This window comes from Nostoc sp. (genome assembly GCF_036916655.1).
In the GTDB taxonomy this organism is placed as follows: Bacteria; Cyanobacteriota; Cyanobacteriia; order Cyanobacteriales; family Nostocaceae; genus Nostoc.
The window spans coordinates 1-18,120 of record NZ_JBALFY010000065.1 but is presented as its reverse complement, the minus strand read 5'-3'; the positions used below and the strand labels follow the sequence as shown (position 1 = coordinate 18,120).

17 protein-coding genes are annotated in these 18,120 nt (G+C 42.7%); 4 read left to right on the top strand and 13 right to left on the bottom strand.

From position 1 onward, the window contains the following. Positions 1 to 129: 129 nt before the first annotated feature. The 12 genes from V7L31_RS16975 to gvpN form a co-directional block, all read right to left on the bottom strand. Positions 130 to 5,376: a GAF domain-containing protein gene (locus V7L31_RS16975; RefSeq protein WP_334697322.1), complete on the bottom strand. Its 5,247-nt coding sequence runs from the start codon at positions 5,374 to 5,376 to the stop codon at positions 130 to 132. A 99-nt stretch (positions 5,377 to 5,475) separates the two neighbouring features. After that, positions 5,476 to 6,009 carry a chemotaxis protein CheW gene (locus tag V7L31_RS16970; protein ID WP_334697321.1) on the bottom strand — a complete coding sequence of 178 codons (534 nt, stop codon included), beginning with the start codon at positions 6,007 to 6,009 and terminating at the stop codon, positions 5,476 to 5,478. Between the two features lie 14 nt (positions 6,010 to 6,023). Next, positions 6,024 to 6,386: a response regulator transcription factor gene (locus tag V7L31_RS16965; protein ID WP_069071669.1), complete on the bottom strand. Its 363-nt coding sequence runs from the start codon at positions 6,384 to 6,386 to the stop codon at positions 6,024 to 6,026. A 146-nt stretch (positions 6,387 to 6,532) separates the two neighbouring features. After that, the gene (locus V7L31_RS16960) at positions 6,533 to 7,864 is read right to left on the bottom strand and encodes a response regulator (protein WP_334697320.1); all 1,332 of its coding nucleotides are present in this window, start codon (positions 7,862 to 7,864) and stop codon (positions 6,533 to 6,535) included. Between the two features lie 444 nt (positions 7,865 to 8,308). Beyond that, positions 8,309 to 9,019 carry a gas vesicle protein GvpC gene (locus V7L31_RS16955; protein WP_334697319.1) on the bottom strand — a complete coding sequence of 237 codons (711 nt, stop codon included), beginning with the start codon at positions 9,017 to 9,019 and terminating at the stop codon, positions 8,309 to 8,311. Positions 9,020 to 9,386: 367 nt separating this feature from the next. Further along, the gene (gene gvpA / locus V7L31_RS16950) at positions 9,387 to 9,608 is read right to left on the bottom strand and encodes a gas vesicle structural protein GvpA (RefSeq protein WP_012408764.1); all 222 of its coding nucleotides are present in this window, start codon (positions 9,606 to 9,608) and stop codon (positions 9,387 to 9,389) included. A gap of 203 nt (positions 9,609 to 9,811) precedes the next feature. Next, the gene (locus V7L31_RS16945; RefSeq protein WP_334697318.1) at positions 9,812 to 10,501 is read right to left on the bottom strand and encodes a GvpL/GvpF family gas vesicle protein; all 690 of its coding nucleotides are present in this window, start codon (positions 10,499 to 10,501) and stop codon (positions 9,812 to 9,814) included. A gap of 106 nt (positions 10,502 to 10,607) precedes the next feature. Further along, positions 10,608 to 12,434: an AAA family ATPase gene (locus tag V7L31_RS16940; protein WP_334697317.1), complete on the bottom strand. Its 1,827-nt coding sequence runs from the start codon at positions 12,432 to 12,434 to the stop codon at positions 10,608 to 10,610. Positions 12,435 to 12,765: 331 nt separating this feature from the next. Then, positions 12,766 to 13,515, bottom strand: coding sequence for a GvpL/GvpF family gas vesicle protein (locus V7L31_RS16935; protein ID WP_334697316.1), 750 nt, complete (start codon positions 13,513 to 13,515; stop codon positions 12,766 to 12,768). Positions 13,516 to 13,599: 84 nt separating this feature from the next. Next, complete coding sequence (locus V7L31_RS16930; RefSeq protein WP_334697315.1) at positions 13,600 to 14,034, bottom strand: gas vesicle protein K; 435 nt, start codon at positions 14,032 to 14,034, stop codon at positions 13,600 to 13,602. Further along, the gene (locus V7L31_RS16925) at positions 14,021 to 14,371 is read right to left on the bottom strand and encodes a gas vesicle protein (protein WP_096576415.1); all 351 of its coding nucleotides are present in this window, start codon (positions 14,369 to 14,371) and stop codon (positions 14,021 to 14,023) included. Before V7L31_RS16925 ends, V7L31_RS16930 begins: the two co-directional genes overlap by 14 nt. Next, complete coding sequence (gene gvpN, locus V7L31_RS16920; protein ID WP_334697314.1) at positions 14,368 to 15,543, bottom strand: gas vesicle protein GvpN; 1,176 nt, start codon at positions 15,541 to 15,543, stop codon at positions 14,368 to 14,370. The genes V7L31_RS16925 and gvpN overlap by 4 nt, the downstream gene beginning before the upstream one ends. Before the next feature lie 212 nt (positions 15,544 to 15,755). Here gvpN and V7L31_RS16915 point away from each other — a divergent pair, with 212 nt between their 5' ends. The 4 genes from V7L31_RS16915 to V7L31_RS16900 all read left to right on the top strand — a co-directional run bounded on the left by V7L31_RS16915 (position 15,756) and on the right by V7L31_RS16900 (position 17,887). After that, positions 15,756 to 16,010, top strand: a complete 255-nt coding sequence (locus V7L31_RS16915) for a gas vesicle protein GvpG (RefSeq protein WP_334697313.1) — start codon at positions 15,756 to 15,758, stop codon at positions 16,008 to 16,010. Positions 16,011 to 16,327: 317 nt separating this feature from the next. Next, complete coding sequence (locus tag V7L31_RS16910; protein WP_334697312.1) at positions 16,328 to 16,453, top strand: hypothetical protein; 126 nt, start codon at positions 16,328 to 16,330, stop codon at positions 16,451 to 16,453. Between the two features lie 12 nt (positions 16,454 to 16,465). After that, the gene (locus V7L31_RS16905) at positions 16,466 to 16,867 is read left to right on the top strand and encodes a hypothetical protein (protein WP_334697311.1); all 402 of its coding nucleotides are present in this window, start codon (positions 16,466 to 16,468) and stop codon (positions 16,865 to 16,867) included. A gap of 411 nt (positions 16,868 to 17,278) precedes the next feature. Beyond that, a complete protein-coding gene (locus V7L31_RS16900) occupies positions 17,279 to 17,887 on the top strand; it encodes a DUF4303 domain-containing protein (RefSeq protein WP_334697310.1) in 609 nt (202 codons plus the stop codon). Positions 17,888 to 17,939: 52 nt separating this feature from the next. On the opposite strand, the gene V7L31_RS16895 is transcribed toward V7L31_RS16900, so the two are convergent. Beyond that, positions 17,940 to 18,120, bottom strand: a 181-nt coding sequence (locus V7L31_RS16895; protein WP_334697309.1) for a hypothetical protein, incomplete at its 5' end; no start/stop codon positions are given.

Here is an 18,120-nt window from a genome sequence, read left to right as displayed (position 1 = left end):
TGTTAAGGCAGGCAGGGGGAGCAGGGGAGGCAGGGGATCAGAGGAGAGTTGTTTCTCCCCTGCCCCTCCGCCCCTCTGCCCCTCTGCCCCTCTGCCTTATCCTGAGAACAAATATTCACCACGACTTACTTAGTCAACTTTGAACTGGCTAACGCTGGTTTCCAGTTGTTGTGAAGTCATCCGTAGTTCCTCAAAAGACTCGGAAATGTGGATGGCACTTTCTGAAGTCTTACGAGCGATCGCCGAAACATCCATCATTGCCTCTGTCAACATCTGAGATTGCTGACTTTGATGGGAAACTGCTTGGGTAATTCCTTGCACCAATCCACCAATTTCGTTGGTAGCTACTACGATCGCACTCAGGGAATGACGAGTCTCATCGATCAAGTTCGAGCCTTGAACAACTTGGCTAATCCCTATTTCCATTGCTTCGGTAACTTCGTTGGTGCCAGCTTGAATTTCTTGCACGAGTCGCTCAATTTCTGTGGTGGCACTAGCCGACTGATAAGCTAGAGAACGAACTTCATCTGCAACCACCGCAAAGCCTTTGCCATACTCTCCGGCGCGGGTAGCCTCGATCGCAGCATTTAGTGCTAGCAAATTAGTTTGAGTGGCAAAGTTTTCAATCAGACTCACTACTTTCGAGATTTTCTGAGAAGCTTCACCGAGGCGTTTAATTTTCTTCGCTGTTTCCGACACGGTTTCCCGAATCTCCAAAATGCCATCTACGGTTCTTTCCATCAGCGAATCACCAGCTTGGACGGTGTTATTAGCTCTTTGAACCGCCTGTCCGACTTTTTGGGCATCAGCAGCAACTATCTGGGTGGAAGTTACCATTATTTGTAATTGTTCCAGAGCGTGTTCGAGCCGTTCTGCCTGCTGTTGAGCTTGGTCAGATAGTTTCACTACTGAGGTAGTGTTATTGCTGGAATTTTCACTCACCTTGCCAGCAGCAATCTGCACTTGTCGCACTAAATCCCGTAAACTTTGGATCGTAGTATTGTAACCATCGGCGATCGTCCCAATTTCATCTTCAGATAGGGGTGCTCGAACGGTAAGATCGCCTCTGAAGGATGGTTCCAAAGCCATAAGAACGCGTATTGCTCCTTGTTGAAGTTTTTCGCGGGCGGTGCGTTCGCGCTCTGCTGCTTCTGCTAGTTGCTGCTCTTGAATACGCACTTGTGTTAAGTAATCTGCAAGATTGAGGGCAAGACCAATCTGGACGCTGGCTTGGTTGAGAACATCCTCCTCGGATTGCTCCCACTGGCGCGGTGCGCTATTTTGATAAACTCCCATCAGCCCCCAGAGCCGATTCTCTTGAAAAATCGGAGAAATCATGTAGGCTTTAGTTCCCCACATCTCTAACAATTGGATGTGACATTCGTCATGACCGACAGTATATATATTGTCAACCCGCAAACTTTCTTTGCGGGCATAACGCCCTCCTTGGTTGTACTGGAGATAGGTATCTCTAACTCTGGCAAGGCTAGTTCCCACAAGCTTTGGCCAATCCCCAGTCACAGACTCAACTACAAATTCTCCAGACCAATCAGGCTCAAAACGATAAACTCCAACTCGATCTACTTTCAGCAGTTGCCGAAGTTCGTGGGTGGCAAACTGGATAAATTCCAGAACATTACCATGACTTTGGGCCATCTCTGTTAATCGACTTGGCAGGCGATAAGAAAATCGGGCATTTGCTACTTCCCGTTCTGCCAGTTTGATCAGTTCCTCATTCTTGGTTAGAGTTTGTTGTAAGTATTGCGATTGCTGGACGGCAACCCCAAACTGCGTGCCGATTTTCGTTACCAAGTTGACTTCATTCTCTTGCCATTGCCGCGGCCCGCTATTTTGGTAAGCTCCTAACAAACCCCAGAGCTTGTTTCCGGCAATAATCGGGGTGATGATATAGGCTCTAATCTGGAATTGCTCTAGAATTTTCAAGTGGCACTGGGCATGACCAGCAGTGTAAATATCATTAATCACAAAGGTCTCGTTGTTGCGATAGCGTCCACCTTGGGTTTGTTGTAGGTGTTCGTCTTCCCATACAGTCCTGATATCGGGACCAACCAAAGCCACCCATTCACGACTTACGGATTCGGCAACAAACTCCCCACCCCAATCTGGATTGAAACGATACACGGCTAGGCGATCGCATTCCAAATGCGATCGCAATTCTGGTAGGGCATTGCGGAAAATCGTATCTAGCTCTTGAACTTGACGAATTTTTTCTGACAGCCGTGTCAATGCTCGTTGCCCTTCTGCGGCTCTGGCTAACTCTGCATTCTTCTTCTTGAGCTGTTCGATATACTTAACCTGTTGCAAGCCTATACCCATTTGCACAGCTACTTTTCGCAACAGTTGCACATCCTTAGATTTCCACTCACGAGGGCCAGTATTTTGGTATGCTCCTAAAAAGCCCCAGAGTTTGTTTCCAATAAAGATCGGAGCGATCGCGTAAGCTTTAGCCTGGATTTTTTCTAATATCTCTAGGTAGCACTGAACGTGACCAGCAGTGGAGATATCATTGACAACAAAGGTTTCATGATTGCGATAGCGTCCGCCCTGAGTTTCTTGTAAGTGATCGTCCATCCAAATCGTTTTGATGTCGGAACCCCCTAAAGACAGCCATTGATCTCTTACGGATTCGGCAACAAACTCTACACTCCAATCGGGATGAAAGCGAAATACTGCTAGGCGATCGCACTGTAGTTGTTTGCGTAAACTTGGCAGCACATTCAGGAAAATTGTATCTGCCTCTTGAGCTTGGCGAATTTTTTCCACCATCCCTGTTAGCACCTGTTCCTCTTCTGCTGCCTGCGCTAACTCTGCATTCTTCGTTTTCAGTTCTTCAATGTACTCGGCTTGCTGCACGCTTAAACCCAACTGAATGCCCAATTTGGTCAGCAATCGCACCTCCTCGGAATTCCACTGGCGCGGGCCGCTATTTTGGTAAGCTCCTAGCAAACCCCAAAGTTTGTTTCCAGCAAAAATTGGGGCGATGGTGTAGGCTTTAGCCTGGAACTGCTCTAACAGGTCGATGTGGCACTGGGCATGACCAACAGTATAGATATCATTGACGACAAAAGTTTCATTATTGCGATAGCGTCCGCCTTGGGTTTGCTGTAGGTGTTCGTCTTCCCATACGGTCTTGATATCGGGGCCAACCAGAGGCACCCAGTCACTTCCTACAGATTCAGCCATAAATCCACCACTCCAGTCAGAGTTGAAGCGATATATTGCGAGGCGATCGCATTTGAACAACTGCCGCAATTCTGCCAAGGTAGTGCGGTAAATTGTTTCTGGGTGTTGAGAATGAAGCATTCTCTCCGTCATTCGGGCGATGGCGTTTTCTACTTCAGCTACTTGGGTCATTTCTAGATTTTTTAACCGTAGCTGTTCGATATATTCAGCTTGCTGGAGGGCAATGCTCAACGGTTCGCCGATCTGCAACAAAGCACCGATCTCTTCCTCAGTCCATTTCCGAACCTCAGAATTCTGATAGGCTACTAACAAACCCCAAAGATTACCAGCGCGGAAGATGGGGACATTAATGTATGCTTTGGCTTGGAACTTCTCTAATGTTTCTAAATAACAAGGTGAAAAACCAGCGGCATAAATATCGTTGACTTTACGAAAGCGCGTTCCTTTGGTGTAAGCTCCACCCTGGGTTTCCTTCAGATAGGTATCGGCATCAGGTTTAACAGGGGAGGCATAATCCTTAATATTGCAACGCTCTGAAGATATCAGACCTGTTTTTAAAATGCTGTCTTGTTCCTGCATCTCCAACAGTGACGACCAACCAGCAGCCACAGATTCAGCGATAATTTCTCCACTCCAATCTGGATAAAATTGATAAACGACAACGCGATCGCATTTTAAAAATCGCCGCAACTCTTGGGTTGCAGTGCGGAAAAGGGTGCGAAGATCCATTGCTTGCCCAATCTTTTCAATGATGCCGAAAACAGTACGTTCTCGTTCAACAAGTTTGGCTGACTCCTCAGAGCGATTATAAAGTTGTTGCTGATATTGCACCTGTTGAATAGCAATACTAGATAGAGATGCAACCTGCACCATTAGGCGAACTTCACTATCTTTCCACTGACGAGGCTGAGAATTTTGATAAGCAGCGAGCAAGCCCCACAACTTTTCTCCCTGGAAGATGGCAACAATAATGTATGCTTTGGCTTGATAGGTTTCTAAAATTTTGATATAGCAATCAGAAAAACCAGCACTGTAGATATCATTAGTGACTCGATAAATCTGTCCGCGATGGAAATTTTTGCCTTGGGTGTGCTGAATGTAGCTATCTGCACTGTGCGATCGCCCTGTTGTCCCAACCAATCCCCCTTCGTCTGCAAGGTTCCTCACACTGCAATAATTAACGTTATTGACAATTGCTGGGTTGTTTCGCTGTTCTTCTAATAGAGAAACCCACTCAGATCCAGCAGATTCAGCGACAAATTCCCCACTCCAATCTGGCTGGAAACGATAAATTGCGACGCGATCGCATTTTAGTGACTGTCTTACTTCTTGGGTGGCAACGCGAAAGATGGTATCCAAATCTTTGGACTGGAGAATTTTATTCGCTACACCGGCCAGGATTTGGTCTTTTTCCACTTCTTGTTGCAACGTAGCCTGGATCGTGGCAACTTGCAGTTGCGCTTCTAATTCCTGCTCGATTAATTTTAGTAACTGAATTTCAGCATTCTGCCACTGGCGAGCAGCAGTGCATTGCTGCACTACCAACAAACCCCAAACCCCATCTTTTGCTAAGATCGGCAAACTCAAACAAGCTCTTACCTGAAACCGCTCCATTAACTGCTTTTGGTAAGGAGACAAGCTAGCAGTGTAGGTATCCGCGATCGCAACTAATTTTTCTTGTTGATAAAGCTTGGCAGAACCTAACCCAAAAGTGACGGCGGGCAGTTTTTCCTTCAGCATTGGGGTAAAGCCATCCCTCATCGCCTCCGCAACAACTATCCCCAGCGTTGGATTCGTAAACTCATACAGCACCACGCGATCGGCTTGCAGGGCGCTTTGTACCTCTATGACAGCAGTGGCCAGCAAGGTATCTAGATCGGAAAATTGGCGGATTTTGCTAGCGATCGCCTGTACTTGCTCTACCTCTAATCCATCTCCTCCGTCTTGATATGGCAACACACTTAGCAGTTCTTTTAACTTGCGGATTCTCTCTCGCAATGGCCCTGTTTCCACCCAATCAGCTTGATCCAGTTCAGTTCGCAATTCTTCTAGAGCGGAGGTAATTTCCTGTTTTGCTGGTACATCAACGGTATGCCCGTTATCAGTTTCCTTATAACCGTTGCTGGGATTTGACTGAGGTTGGCTGGGTCTAAGATTGTGTTGCGCTACCATGATCTTTCTTGCTATGAATGTTGTCGGAGTTGAGAAGCAGAATGCAGAGCGGAGGACTGTGTGCATCCGCCCTTGGAGTTGTATAGGAAGCTCTGAACTTTAAAGAGGCTGAAGGGCTTGAATCACAACCTGGGTGTCAAGTAACATCAAAGGGCTACCTTGAGAATCCACAAAGTAACCCTGTAAGAATGAGCCTAGTCGTGCAGGTAACATCGATGTCGAAACCTCTAACCGCTCTTGAGGATCGTGAACTTCAATGGTATTGACTTGCTCTACCAACAGCCCGACGGTTTGATTCTGGACTTGAACAAGCATCGCCATGCCAGAGTTACGCACACCTTCTCGCCGACACCAGTGTGTTGCTCCCAACAAAGCTGCTAAATCAAGAATCCAGATCGCTTCTCCCCGCCAATTCATTATGCCTAACAAGAATTCTGCTACCTGCGGTACTGGCAAAATCTCGGTCAGTGCAACTTGAATTACTCCCCGCAAATCAGCTAATGGGAGTAACCCATTTACCTTTCCATTCAACGGAAATCTTAAAAACCTCTGGTTGTTTCCTTGAGAAGAGTTTTCAAGTCGAAATTGGCTATTTATGGGTAGCGAAGAAAAGCTATCGTTGGCCTGTACCATTGCCCTAGTTTCCTTTAGCGAATAAATTTATTAACAGTCTGGAGCAAGGTATTTTCATCTACAGGTTTGACTAAATAGCCATCAGCACCGCTCATATTGCCCCAAGTTCTATCAACATCTGTGTTTTTAGTTGAGCAAATCACTACCGGGATTCCTTTTGTTGTCGGATCGGCTTTCAACTTGCGGCAGAACTCAAATCCACTTTGACCTGGCAAAATCAAATCTAGTAAGATCAAGTCAGGTTTTTGTTGTTTCAACCGCAGTTGAGCCTCTTCACCACTGCGAACTTCATAAACTGAATATCCTCCTTGCTCTAGGTAACGTGTCATCTTTTCGGATTCTGTGAGGCTATCTTCAACTAAAAGAACTTTTTTCATTTTTTTCCTAACTATTTAATTCAGAATTTGAAAAATAATGGCGACAAATAAATTAACACCAAGCTAGATTTAGAGAGCAATTTACCATCCACAATCGGTTTTAAAAATGGATGTAGGGGAGTCACTGTCATAACTACCACTTCAACCTAAACGCTTAAATACTTGTGAAGCACATTGAGTACTTTGTCTGCTTCTACAGGTTTACCCATAAAGTCAGTTGCCCCTACTAATTTTGCTCGCATCCGATCTACTATTCCATCTTTCCCCGTTAAGATTACAACCGGCACATTTTTGAGACTTGGAGTTTTACGGATTTGAGAACAAATTTCATAGCCATTTACTTTTGGCATCAAAAGATCCAAAAAAATGAAGTCTGGCTTGCTTTTAATTAGGTTTAAAACTGCCGTCAAAGAATCTTGAATGCCAACAAAGCGATAACCTTGATGGGTGAGAATTTCCTCCAAACTGCGACAGATCATCGGACTATCATCCACACAGGCTACTAAAGGTCTTGAGACATCAATAATTGCTTTACTAGCTGCTGGAAGGGCAACTTGTATAACAGTGTTCTCTTCTTTCTTCAGTGAATAATTGAAATTATTAACTGCACTGGAGGGGTTGCCAGTTTCTTTACTATTCGCTGGGGGAGCAACTTTGTTGAAATTGGGTGCAACTTGTAAAACAGTGTCCTCTTCTATCTTTAGTGAAGAATTGGAATTATTAACTGCACTGGAGGGGTTGCCAGTTTCTTTACTAATCACAACCTGCCTGAGCTTTGGGGTAGGTGAAAAAGCGATCGCCCCTGTTTTTACCAATGTCATCAATAACCGAGTCAAAGCTAAGACATCCCGACCGCTTTTTTGCCCTAGACCTCGTAAAGTTTTTGTGCCATCAACTAGAGCAATAATCTGTTTAGAGGATGCTTGTCCTTGGAGTAACTCAATTTTTTGAATTATCGGAAATAAATTGGGCGAGTAGGTTGCCAGTCCTGCATTTTGCCATTCTTGCCAGGCTTGTGTAGCCCGTTTCAAAACTTCCTCTGTTGGTATTACAGCTAGGAGAACCCCAGGAACTTCACCAACAACGGTAGTAGGTGACAACTGCCCTGCTGGATTATTGCTATTCCTCTTGGCTTCAATGTACTGCATTATATCAAACAGGACTTCAGTGATTGAGCTTGCAATCAGGCTAACAAGTTGTTGTTGTTCGATTAATTTTTGTTCTCGCAACTTAGCAAGAATGGAATACTCGCGATAATTTTCCTGGGGAGAGACAAGCTGCTCCAACTGTGTCACATCCAGATTAGAACAGTACCGCAACAAGTGTCGTCGCCATCGCTCATCGGGATTAGAACCGCCACCCTGCCAAATTAATCGTCCTAAACGAAAATATAGCGTCCAAGTCGGCCCATCCCTTGCTTCAAGATTTAGCCTGCCTGTAAATAATTTAGTTTGAAGTTGCTCGATCAATTGATTCACAATGGATCGCACCTCCTAATATATCTAGAGTTTTGCATTTACATTAGAATTGCTCAAACCATCCAGCTTACTAACTTTATTGTGAGATTGCCAATAGCCCAGTTCAAAACCTTGATTGAGCTACCCAAACTTGTTATATCCTTTTCTAATCTGGATATCTTTAAAGTTAAAAGCCGGAAACTTGAACAAAGATTTCAGCTCTTTTTCTAATTATTAATAGGTTAACTAATTATTAATAGGTTAACTTGTTGCCATGTTACATCTATTGAGCAAATTGCTTGTATAGATGTAGTTGCAATACAGACCGGAAAAAGATGGAAATGTTGAATACTACAAAGCATAGACCAGCTTTAATGCTTATCGATTTTGTATGCTGCTGCTTAAGGCGATAGACATAAGCGATCGCCCAACCGCTAGTCTGCAAATACAAAAAATCAGCTTGAATTAAGTTTGTCCAGAAATTGCTTGTTGCCGAATAAAATATTGGCGATCGCGTTGTTCTAGTACGCCTTGCTTGATCAAGGAGCGCAGAATATCTATCGTTTGCACCCGGCTTAAGCCTATCACTTCTTCAATTTCTATCAGAGTAGCTCCTTCAGCTTGCTGAATGTATTGCTGCACTTTAGATTTAATAGTATTATCTGCATTCAAGGCAGGCACTTTCTTAGTCATCGCATTGGCAGAAGGACGAAAACCATTAGCTTTAATTGCAGAACGGGAAATTGACCATTTTGGAACTGTTACAACTGATTTCTCTTCTTTAGAAGGAGTCGGGGAAACTGGTTGTTCGGTACTGTAATCGCCCCAAACACTGTTATGTAAGATTTCCCGAAAATTTTGCAAGTTTTGGAATAATGCCTGAGCCTTTACCGATCGCTGTTGGCGGTATTCTTGCTGGCGTTGCGAGACATCTGTTTTTATTTGCAATATTTCCAATTGCCGCTCGACAATCTCTTGCTGAAATTGCTGCTGTTGTAACTTTCTGTTGTTGTCAAGGCTGGTAACAAAACTGCTCAATTCTTGATGAAGCACATCTGCTTGCAGCTGAAGTTCTTGTTGAGTTAGCTGTTTCCACTGGTTAACTTTTTGACGGCGTTCAGCAGTTATTTGTAATCGCTGCGATCGCTCTTGTTCCCATAAATTCTTGAGAGCCATCAGCTGAAATCTCCTATTGTGTTAACTAGAAATATTAAATAAGCTATTACGCATTTAATTTATACATTTACCTGATGACTGATGAATGATGATTGTTAACTCAAAACCCGTCAATCAAGAGTGTTTATATACTTTAAACGCGCATCAGCTTAGAAGCCTTGACATCCTCACCGCCGTGTTCTCCCTTGGCGTTCCTGTTGGCGCAGCCTCTCCAAGAGTTGGGTACGCACTCTTAAGAAGGAGTAATAAGTAATAAGTAATGAGTAAATACCCATTTTTCATCCACTCATTACTCATTACTCCTTACTCATTACTTTAAAGCCGTGCTGTCAGCACGGGGTAAAGACTCCCTTTTTCTAATGTGGTGTTAAGCAGCAGATGGAACAGCAGCCTGAGATGTTAAACCAACTGCCTCGGCATATCTTAAATAGGTTTCAACTGAAGCAATCACAATCCGAGCTTCTATTGATAGTAGTTCAATACCAACTAAAGAAACACGTACCCAAGCATCAATTACAATTCCTTTGTCCAAAATGCGGTCAATAACTTCAGCCAGACTTGAAGATGAGTTAACTTTTTCAACAGCCATTTTCTTTTCCTCTCACAACTCTAATTATTTATTTCATCTTGCTCTGATTGAGCAGTAGGTAAAACTTACACAATGTGTTTTATTCTTCCTGAGTTTAGTGTTCCCAAAAATATAAGATAAATATAAGAAAATAAAAAAATAAATAAAAAATTATCTCATCTTTATTTTTTCTGGTAAAGTTTTAAATATTATTTTTTATGAATTTATGTGAGAGTATTTTCTAGAAAATGATAGGGTGGCAGAGGTTCACTCAGTGCCAATTGCCAGTGCGAGCATTGTACCTGCCAGAGGGAAAACTGCTGCGTACTGAGCGTTGAATCGTTGCGCTGTGCCAAAAAGTGGATTTGCCGCACATCTGACTGTCGAGTTTCACAGATAACATTTGTATATGTTTTGAGAATTAACTGGCTCAAGAGTTCCCACTGTTCGCATTGTTGTGCTTGAAATGCTTGCTGTGTTTGGTAGCGTTGTTTTTTAGCTAATAAATAGGCTTTTCCCTTAGCATCAATATTGTCAGAATCGTCAAGTAAATCACAAGGTGTCATTTTTAAGGTGTACTCAACTTTGTCTGCTAGGTGAGTTAGGACTTCTAGATATTGCTCTTGGTGCTTTTCTAGATGATTCAGTAGTTTTTCTTGCGAGGTAAAACCCCTCCCAAAGCGTAGGGGAAGAAGGGGAGTTTGTTGAAAAAGTTCTCGAATCACGCGATCGTGGTTTAATACAGCTTGAAGTAAACGCTCATCCGTTGCCTGTATTGCCTCCAGTGAGATTTCCGGCTCTACGATCGCACCTAAACCAGAAGAGTAAACGAGTTCAATATTCCTTTCCATCCCGAAGGGTAGAACAAGTGGTGATGTGATCGGGACTAGAAGCGCATAGGCGTATATTGACATAAATTTTGGATACTTATTAAGTACATTAAGCCTGTATAAATACTGAATTTCTGCGTTTTTCAAGTGCGGGTATTTAGATCCCCGACTTCTTTAAGAAGTCGGGGATCTATAAGACCTCATAGTGCTGATTAGCAAGCATTTGGTATGTAACTTGGAAATCATCATTTGTAATCTGAATCAAGCTGGAGTCAGTCAATCCTTGGGCGCGGTATCGACGAATTGCGCTTAAAGCAGCTTGATTGCTCAACAAAGCCAAATCTGCACCATTCCAACCCTCGGTAACTGTCGCCCAGGTTTCTAAATCGACATCAACCAAGGGACGATCTAGATTGTGAACTCGTAAAATCGCTAATCGGCTGGCTCGATCTGGTAGATCGATTTTTATTTGTAAGTCCAATCTTCCGGCTCTGAGCAAGGCAGGATCGAGCGCTTCTGGACGATTGGTTGCTCCTACTAACAGTACTTTCGGGCATTCATGCAACCCATCCAATTCGGTGAGTAGTTGACCGACAACGCGATCGCTAACCCCAGAATCACCAGTGAATCGTCCCCGTGCTGGTGCCAGGGTATCAATTTCATCTATAAACACAACGCAAGGAGCTGCTTGCCGAGCTTTGCGAAAGAGTTCTCTGACTGCCTGTTCTGCGGCACCTACCCATCGGCTGAGTAATTCCGGGCCATTCACAGCAATAAAGTTGGCTCTAGCCTGGGATGCGATCGCTTTTGCAAGTAATGTTTTTCCCGTTCCCGGCGGCCCCCACAACAGAATCCCACGGGGAGGCTTGGCTTTGGTTTGCTCGTATAGTTCGGGATAAAGGAGTGCGCCTTCAACAGATTCTTGAAGTTTTTGTTTCACATCATCCAAACCACCAATGTCATCCCAACTGACACTAGGTACTTCAATTGCTACATCCCTGAGAACTGAGGGTTTTATCTCCTTAATGGCTTCGAGAAAATCCTGCTGCGTGACAGTCATGTTCTCAGGAATGGGACTGTTGAGTGAGGGGACTTGACGACGAAGGGCAATGTAAGCTGCTTTTTGACAAAGAGCTTTGATATCCGCACCCACAAAACCGACAGCCAAATCGGCGATCGCACCTAAATTAATTGAAGTCTCCAAGGGCATGGCACTTGTCAAAATCGTCAGAATTTCCAATCGTCCATTGCGATCGGGAACCCGAAACTGAACTTCGCGATCGAAGCGTCCCGGACGACGCAGCGCCGGATCGAGATAATCGGGACGATTTGTTGCCGCTAATACAATTACGCCCTCGGTTTTGGCAAACCCATCCATTAACCCAAGCAACTGCGCCACTAGTCTTTTTTCAACTTCACCTTCCACTTGGCTGCGATCTGGGGCAAGGCTGTCAATTTCGTCAATAAATATCAGGCAGGGAGCAGAACGAGTTGCTTTCTCAAAAATACTTCGCAAACGAGCTTCTGCTTCCCCGTAATACTTGCTCATCACCTCTGGGCCATTGATGGCAATGTAGTTTAACTCTAACTCTTCTGCCAAAACACGGGATGTTAAAGTTTTTCCCGTACCGGGCGGGCCAACGAGCAAAACCCCACGCGGAGGCTCTAACCCTAATTTCACCAATAAATCTGGACGTTTAAGTGGAATTTCAACTAACTCTCTGATTTCTTGGAGAACATCAGCCAAGCCGCCGATACCTTGCCAAGAAGTTTTTGAGTTCGTCCGAGCTGATGGGGGGGTGACATCAGCATCATCCATTGGTGTAGCTGCATCGGTGGAATTGGATCTGACTCGGCTGGAACTCCTTGTTCTCGGAATATTGCCTTGCCGGGGAATACTACTGAGATTATGAGACCGAATTTGAATAGAAGTTTTTAACTCCCCTTTCTCTACTTTTTCTTCTAAAGCTTTGGCAATTTCTAATAGGTGTTCAAATCCTTTAAATATGTCGTCCATTGATTTTACTTAAATAAAAGGTAGAGAAAAATTTAATTTCTAAAAAAAAATCAACAGTTTCAATTTTTATTGCTGTTCATACCAATTCTCTATGAAATGCCTCTAAATATTTTTGAACATAGCGAATTAACTTGAGAAAATCTCTGCGTACCTTTGCGTTAAAAAAAAACTATGATTTGGCACAGCATCAAAAAGAAACGGTATCAATAGGGAGAGGAATTAATTTAATTGGAACTGAACAAGTAAGTCGGTGAAAAAAACCTAACCATAATTAATAAGATAAACTAGACTAAAATCCTCTTCCCTCCTGCATCATCCCAACTACAAATATTTACGCCGTTGTACTTAATCGAAGACGAGCAAAGTTATAGGGGGCAGTGAAATTGTTGTAACGAATTCGCAAACGGTTTTCAAATTGGCGATCGAGTGCTTCAACGTGTTCGCTAAATTGTGATTCTGCTTCCCAAGGAATTAGGTAGGCTGAATTGTAGATCATTGTGTCCATTTGGGGAGTATTTTCTACCACCTCGATCGCAATAGAGTTGAGCGTGCTTTTAAATACATCGATGATGCCTTGCTTGCGATCGCTCATTCCCTGTTCGATGGTTTGCCCTATTTGGATTACCCGCTCCATACTCAGGGGTTGACCTACTAATTTATCCCTTTCGGTTTTGAGATTTGGGTGTTCTGCCAATAGTCCCTGAATTTCTGCCTCGGTATCCCAAAAAACTTTGACACTAACTTCTCGGCAACCCGATAACTTCGCAAGCATTTGCGTCAATTCTTCTTGATGAGGACGAATTAATTGCTGTGAAACCGTTTCCCAGCTTGAAACCAAAAGTCCAAATTGCACGGGCAGTAAATAGCGATCGCCTCCTTGCATGATCTCTTCAAGGACTTTCTCATGACTTAGCAGGTTACGACGGCTGGCCAAATAACGCTCTTGCTGTGCTTCCGAGTAGATGACTGCAAAATCATCCAAAATTTTAATTTGTACGGGTTGCCGATCTAAGCCCTCTAAATTTAAATTTTGTGGAGCAGGCAAGGTCAAAATTCCATAAATGTAAAAGCCATAACTCATAAGAATGTCTTACCAAGAATAATTTAGTTTAAGAAGAATTCAGGAGTCAGAATTCAGAAGTCAGAATTCTGTTCGATAAAAAAGTTATAGTGGTTTAGAAGTGAGTACTAGTCTTAACTTGGCATGAACTAAGCTTAACTGAGCTAGTCCTAAGTCCAAGTCACCTTCAACCACAACACCGGTATTTAATAGGCGATCGAGGAGTTCTAAAATAGAGGGTTGACTAGAGGTTTCACCGGGGTAATATCCTCCAGATTGGGGAAGTAAATTTCCCATTTCACCCAAGTTAATATTTAGATCGGCTGGGTCAACATCAAATATCTCGCAAAGTTTAACAACCTGTTGTTCAAGCTGTTGCAGGCTTTCGGCAGCTCGATCTAGCTCATGATCGTTGAGAGTGCCAGCATCCATTCGCCGAATCACCTGAGCTTCCATAAGTTGGCGTAGCAGCTCAACAACCGTTAGTAACAATGGTGCTAAACCAGAATCGGAACCTTTTGATTTGTTAATCGCCTGCATTCTGATGATTAATAGGATTGAGTGCTTTGAGCGATCGCAGTTCTGTTTCTAGACTGGCAAGACGCTCTTGAAGTTGTTGATTAGTTGCTAATAAGGTGCGAGTTTGACTATTAAGATAGGGGTCGCTCTCCCACCAGTTAATTCCAATCTCTTTGGCTTTATCAACAGAAGAAATCAACAAACGAATTCGGATGTTGAGCAATTCTGTGGAGCCTACGGAAATAGAAATATCTCCTGCGATAACAATGCCTTTATCCAGAACCCGTTCTAGAATATCTGCCAAGGTAGAACCTTGAGTTGATGTGGTGATAGCTCCCCGATTAGTATTAGTACTCATTTGTTTATTAAATGGCCAGAATCAAGAGCAACTGTTTGTGAGATGTTCGGCGACTCGGCATTGCCCTGCATTTGGACTAATACTCCCTGCTCTCTGAGAGACTTGAGTGCAGCCACAATTTGACTGCGATCGATCCCTAGTTCTACTGCCAATTCAGAGAAACGTCTTCCTGGAGAATTACACAGGTAGTTGTAGACTTCATGCTCGTAAGGTACTCGTTGTTCCAATACAATAATCTGATCTTGGTTGTTTGGTATTATCTTTGACGACTGAGATTGAGTATTTATACTATGATAGAATTCACTTAAAACCTCTTCCAGTAGCCGAGTTGCTTCTATGAGAGGTTGATTCGTGCGAGAAAGCAGGATATCGGCACAAATATCTTGGAAGCTAGGATCTCCAGGGTTGACGGAAATTTCGTGTTCGTGGCAGATTTTGGCAATCATCAGACAGGAACGCAATCCACCGCCTTGTCCAGAACCAGATCGACTCCAAAACGTCCGTACTAAGCGCACGATTTTTTCTGCTTTCTCAGAATCTATGCCTGTTTTATGAACTACAATTTCCTGCTGACTCAGTTCATCAGGTGTAGGCATATCGATGGTAATCACACGATCCATCAAAGCATCCTGAGTTGCATGAACTCCACAATACTCTTGAGGATTTGATGTTAATATTGCCCGAAACTGAGGATGAACGCGGATATACTCGGCTCGATGTTGGTTTGTTGGTAATACTAACAACCTCTCCTCAAGTACGGAGAGTAAAACGTTATTTACCTCCGGGTGCGATCGATTGAATTCGTCGTAAACCAGCGTAAATCCTTCTTTACAAGCTAGGGTTAATCGTGCATCAACCCAATGTTGTCGGAGTTCATCCTCAACTTTGATAACGCTATGAATGAAGTTATCAACAACCTTTTTACGGGTATAACCTAATTGATTACCAATCAAGTCTGAGGTTTTAAACTCATCATCTCCAAATAAGAGGATGATCGGCTGGTTGAGCAAATCAGCGAGATGCATTGCCAGAGTAGTTTTTCCGACTCCGGCTGCACCACGCAAATGTATTGAAAAACCTGACTGTAGATAGCGCAAAGCACGTTGAGCGACGCGTTGAACAGCAGGTGTATTGACAAATCGCTGGGGAGATGCATTTAATACTGTTGTCAAACTCTAAGTACCTCCTAAAATAGGAATGTCATGCAAAGGTATTTTTTTTACATTGCAAATATAAAATACAGATGTCAATCAGCCTTAACTGGACTCAAATCCAACGCATTTTGGCATCAACACAAGACTAGTAATGTTTAATATTTATGTCATCAGCATGATTACGGTCTTGAGAGGATACCTTTGATAAGTCCACACAAGTTTAAAGCAATATGGTTCTGCGCTTCTTACTATTACCGATTACTGGCCCATTAATGGGGGTAACGTGGCTTGGGGAAAAAATTTTAGAACACGCGAGTACTGAAATTGATGATAAAGAGAATCTCAGCAAGCAACTTCTTGCACTCCAACTTGCTTTTGATATGGGAGAAATTCCCGAAGATGAGTTTGAAATTCAGGAAGAAGCTCTTTTATTAGCGATTCTGGAAGCAGAACAGGAGGAACGCGATCAAACACAAGAGTATTGAAATTCTTTCCTAGCTTGTGTGATTTATTGCTTTAACTAACGTGAGTTTCCAACGGAGACTCACGTTAATTTTAAAAATGTTGTTAGCTATTATACTTAAGTAAATTATGCTTCTACTATACAAGTATTAATTTAATGGAAGCTTTACCCGATAATTGGGCAGATATTTAACCTGATACTGTATATCTTTCAATCAGTGGTCTGCTAGTTTCATTTGGCAGCGAACAAATAAAGCTGGGATTAAAATATGATCAGAAGGGGAAACATTTAAAAGCCATTGAGAAAGGGCTTGTATCTCCTCGCAGTAATGTTGGGTTGGTGGCTTCCCAAGAATCTGGCTACGATTTGAAATCTAAAGTCTTAGGTAAAGGTGGCGACCGTCGATTTCATGCAAAATTCATTGATGATATATTGCACTTCTCTGGTTTGGTAACAGAACATTAAACCCACATAACTATGATAAGACTCGAATTAAAAAATCATCAAGTTTGGCAAGATTTAACTAAAATATTACAAAGTTTAGATGCTAATCTTCTTGTTCAAGAATATCTTGACCATTGCGATTATAAAGTGTGTGGCTATTGGGATGAACAAGATGAATATTATGAGAAAATTACGTTACCTCGTACCCTAGAAGCAGAATTAGTTAGCAGTTCAATAGGCGTTACTCACAAAGAACGTTTTTTACAACTAAAGTTTTTGCTCATAGCTGATGCTGTTGATAATACGAAAACTGCAAGTAGGAATGCTCAAAAACTTGGTGAATTGGTTCTTGTTTATGATGAAAATCTAGAATTTATTGATGAGAATTGGCTTTTAGATGTCGATTCTCCATTCCTTGTGAAGCAATCTGGTTAATTTTAGGGAATTGAGTAGAAGTAAGAAATAACTAAGCAACGAATTTTCGTACCTATCGCAAAGCTGAATATATAAGGGTTTGAGATAGGCTTTGTTGCCCACCTTTAGGGTATCGCAAAGATTGATGAAAAATTCCGCCATTTGCTGTGAAATGCTTAATAAATAGTTTTTCTATCTGCTAACTTCGACAGCGCAATCAAGATACTCTGCATTGGCTACTACAAACCTTGATAAATAGACAAAATTAAAGAGCGAAATAGATTGGTTTCTGAATTTTTTTTACTTGCACTATTGAGCTTTAAAGTTATTAATTACAGTATTTTTGCTCCCCTTACTGATGAGTATTTAGTATTATAATGAACCACGTATTATATTTAAGTAACGATTGTAAAATAATGCGGAGTTATTTGCATGACCAAGAAACGGGAACAAGCGTTTTCAGCAATTCGTGATGCAATCGCTACTGGTATTAAAAATTTTTTAGCAGCTTTTAGGCACGATTGGGCTAACGAAACAATGTATGGATTTCTTCTGGAAGCTTCTTGGGAAGGAACCTCTGTAGAAGCTGTGGCTGCAACTGAAGAAGGATTATTGCGTATTGCTAGATTTTATGCAGCCGATGAAGGTAGGGAAGATGAACAATTCATTAATCATCAACGCATTCAATTACGCTGGGCCAGCCCCGAAGATGGCTGGTATGCTAACTATGATGCAAATTTTTTTACTAGAGCGAATCAGTTACTTGCCCAGGCTCATGAGACAGGATTGATGGAACTGGACGATCAACAATTACAGCAGTTATGTCTTGAGGTACTACGAGAATTAGATAGTGCTGGAGTTTTCGCCAGTGCTGAGACTCGCCAAAACATTGTAATTGGTGTTTGTGACGTAGGCGGCGACAATACTGAAAAAGATTTTTTACAGTGGGCAGAAGCGGTTAATCCACCAGTCGTGATGGAACGATTACGCCGTGAACTGCAAGAGGCAAATGAGACATACGCGCGATCGCTTGAGCGTTAATCCGGGCTAAATGTTTTACACTAAAAGCTTTTACCCCAATGTCGGTTAACCTTTAAAACACAACATACAATAACGCGATCGCAATTTTCTCCCCCAGCCACCCCAACCCCTCCAGCTTGGTCTGGCATGACCGCGCAAGAGAACTCTTGCAAAAGTTTTCTATGGTATGATAAAAGGTTTGGCAATTTTCGATCAGGAATTTGAGGAGCAGTGAAAATAGAGAAAGCCAAGCA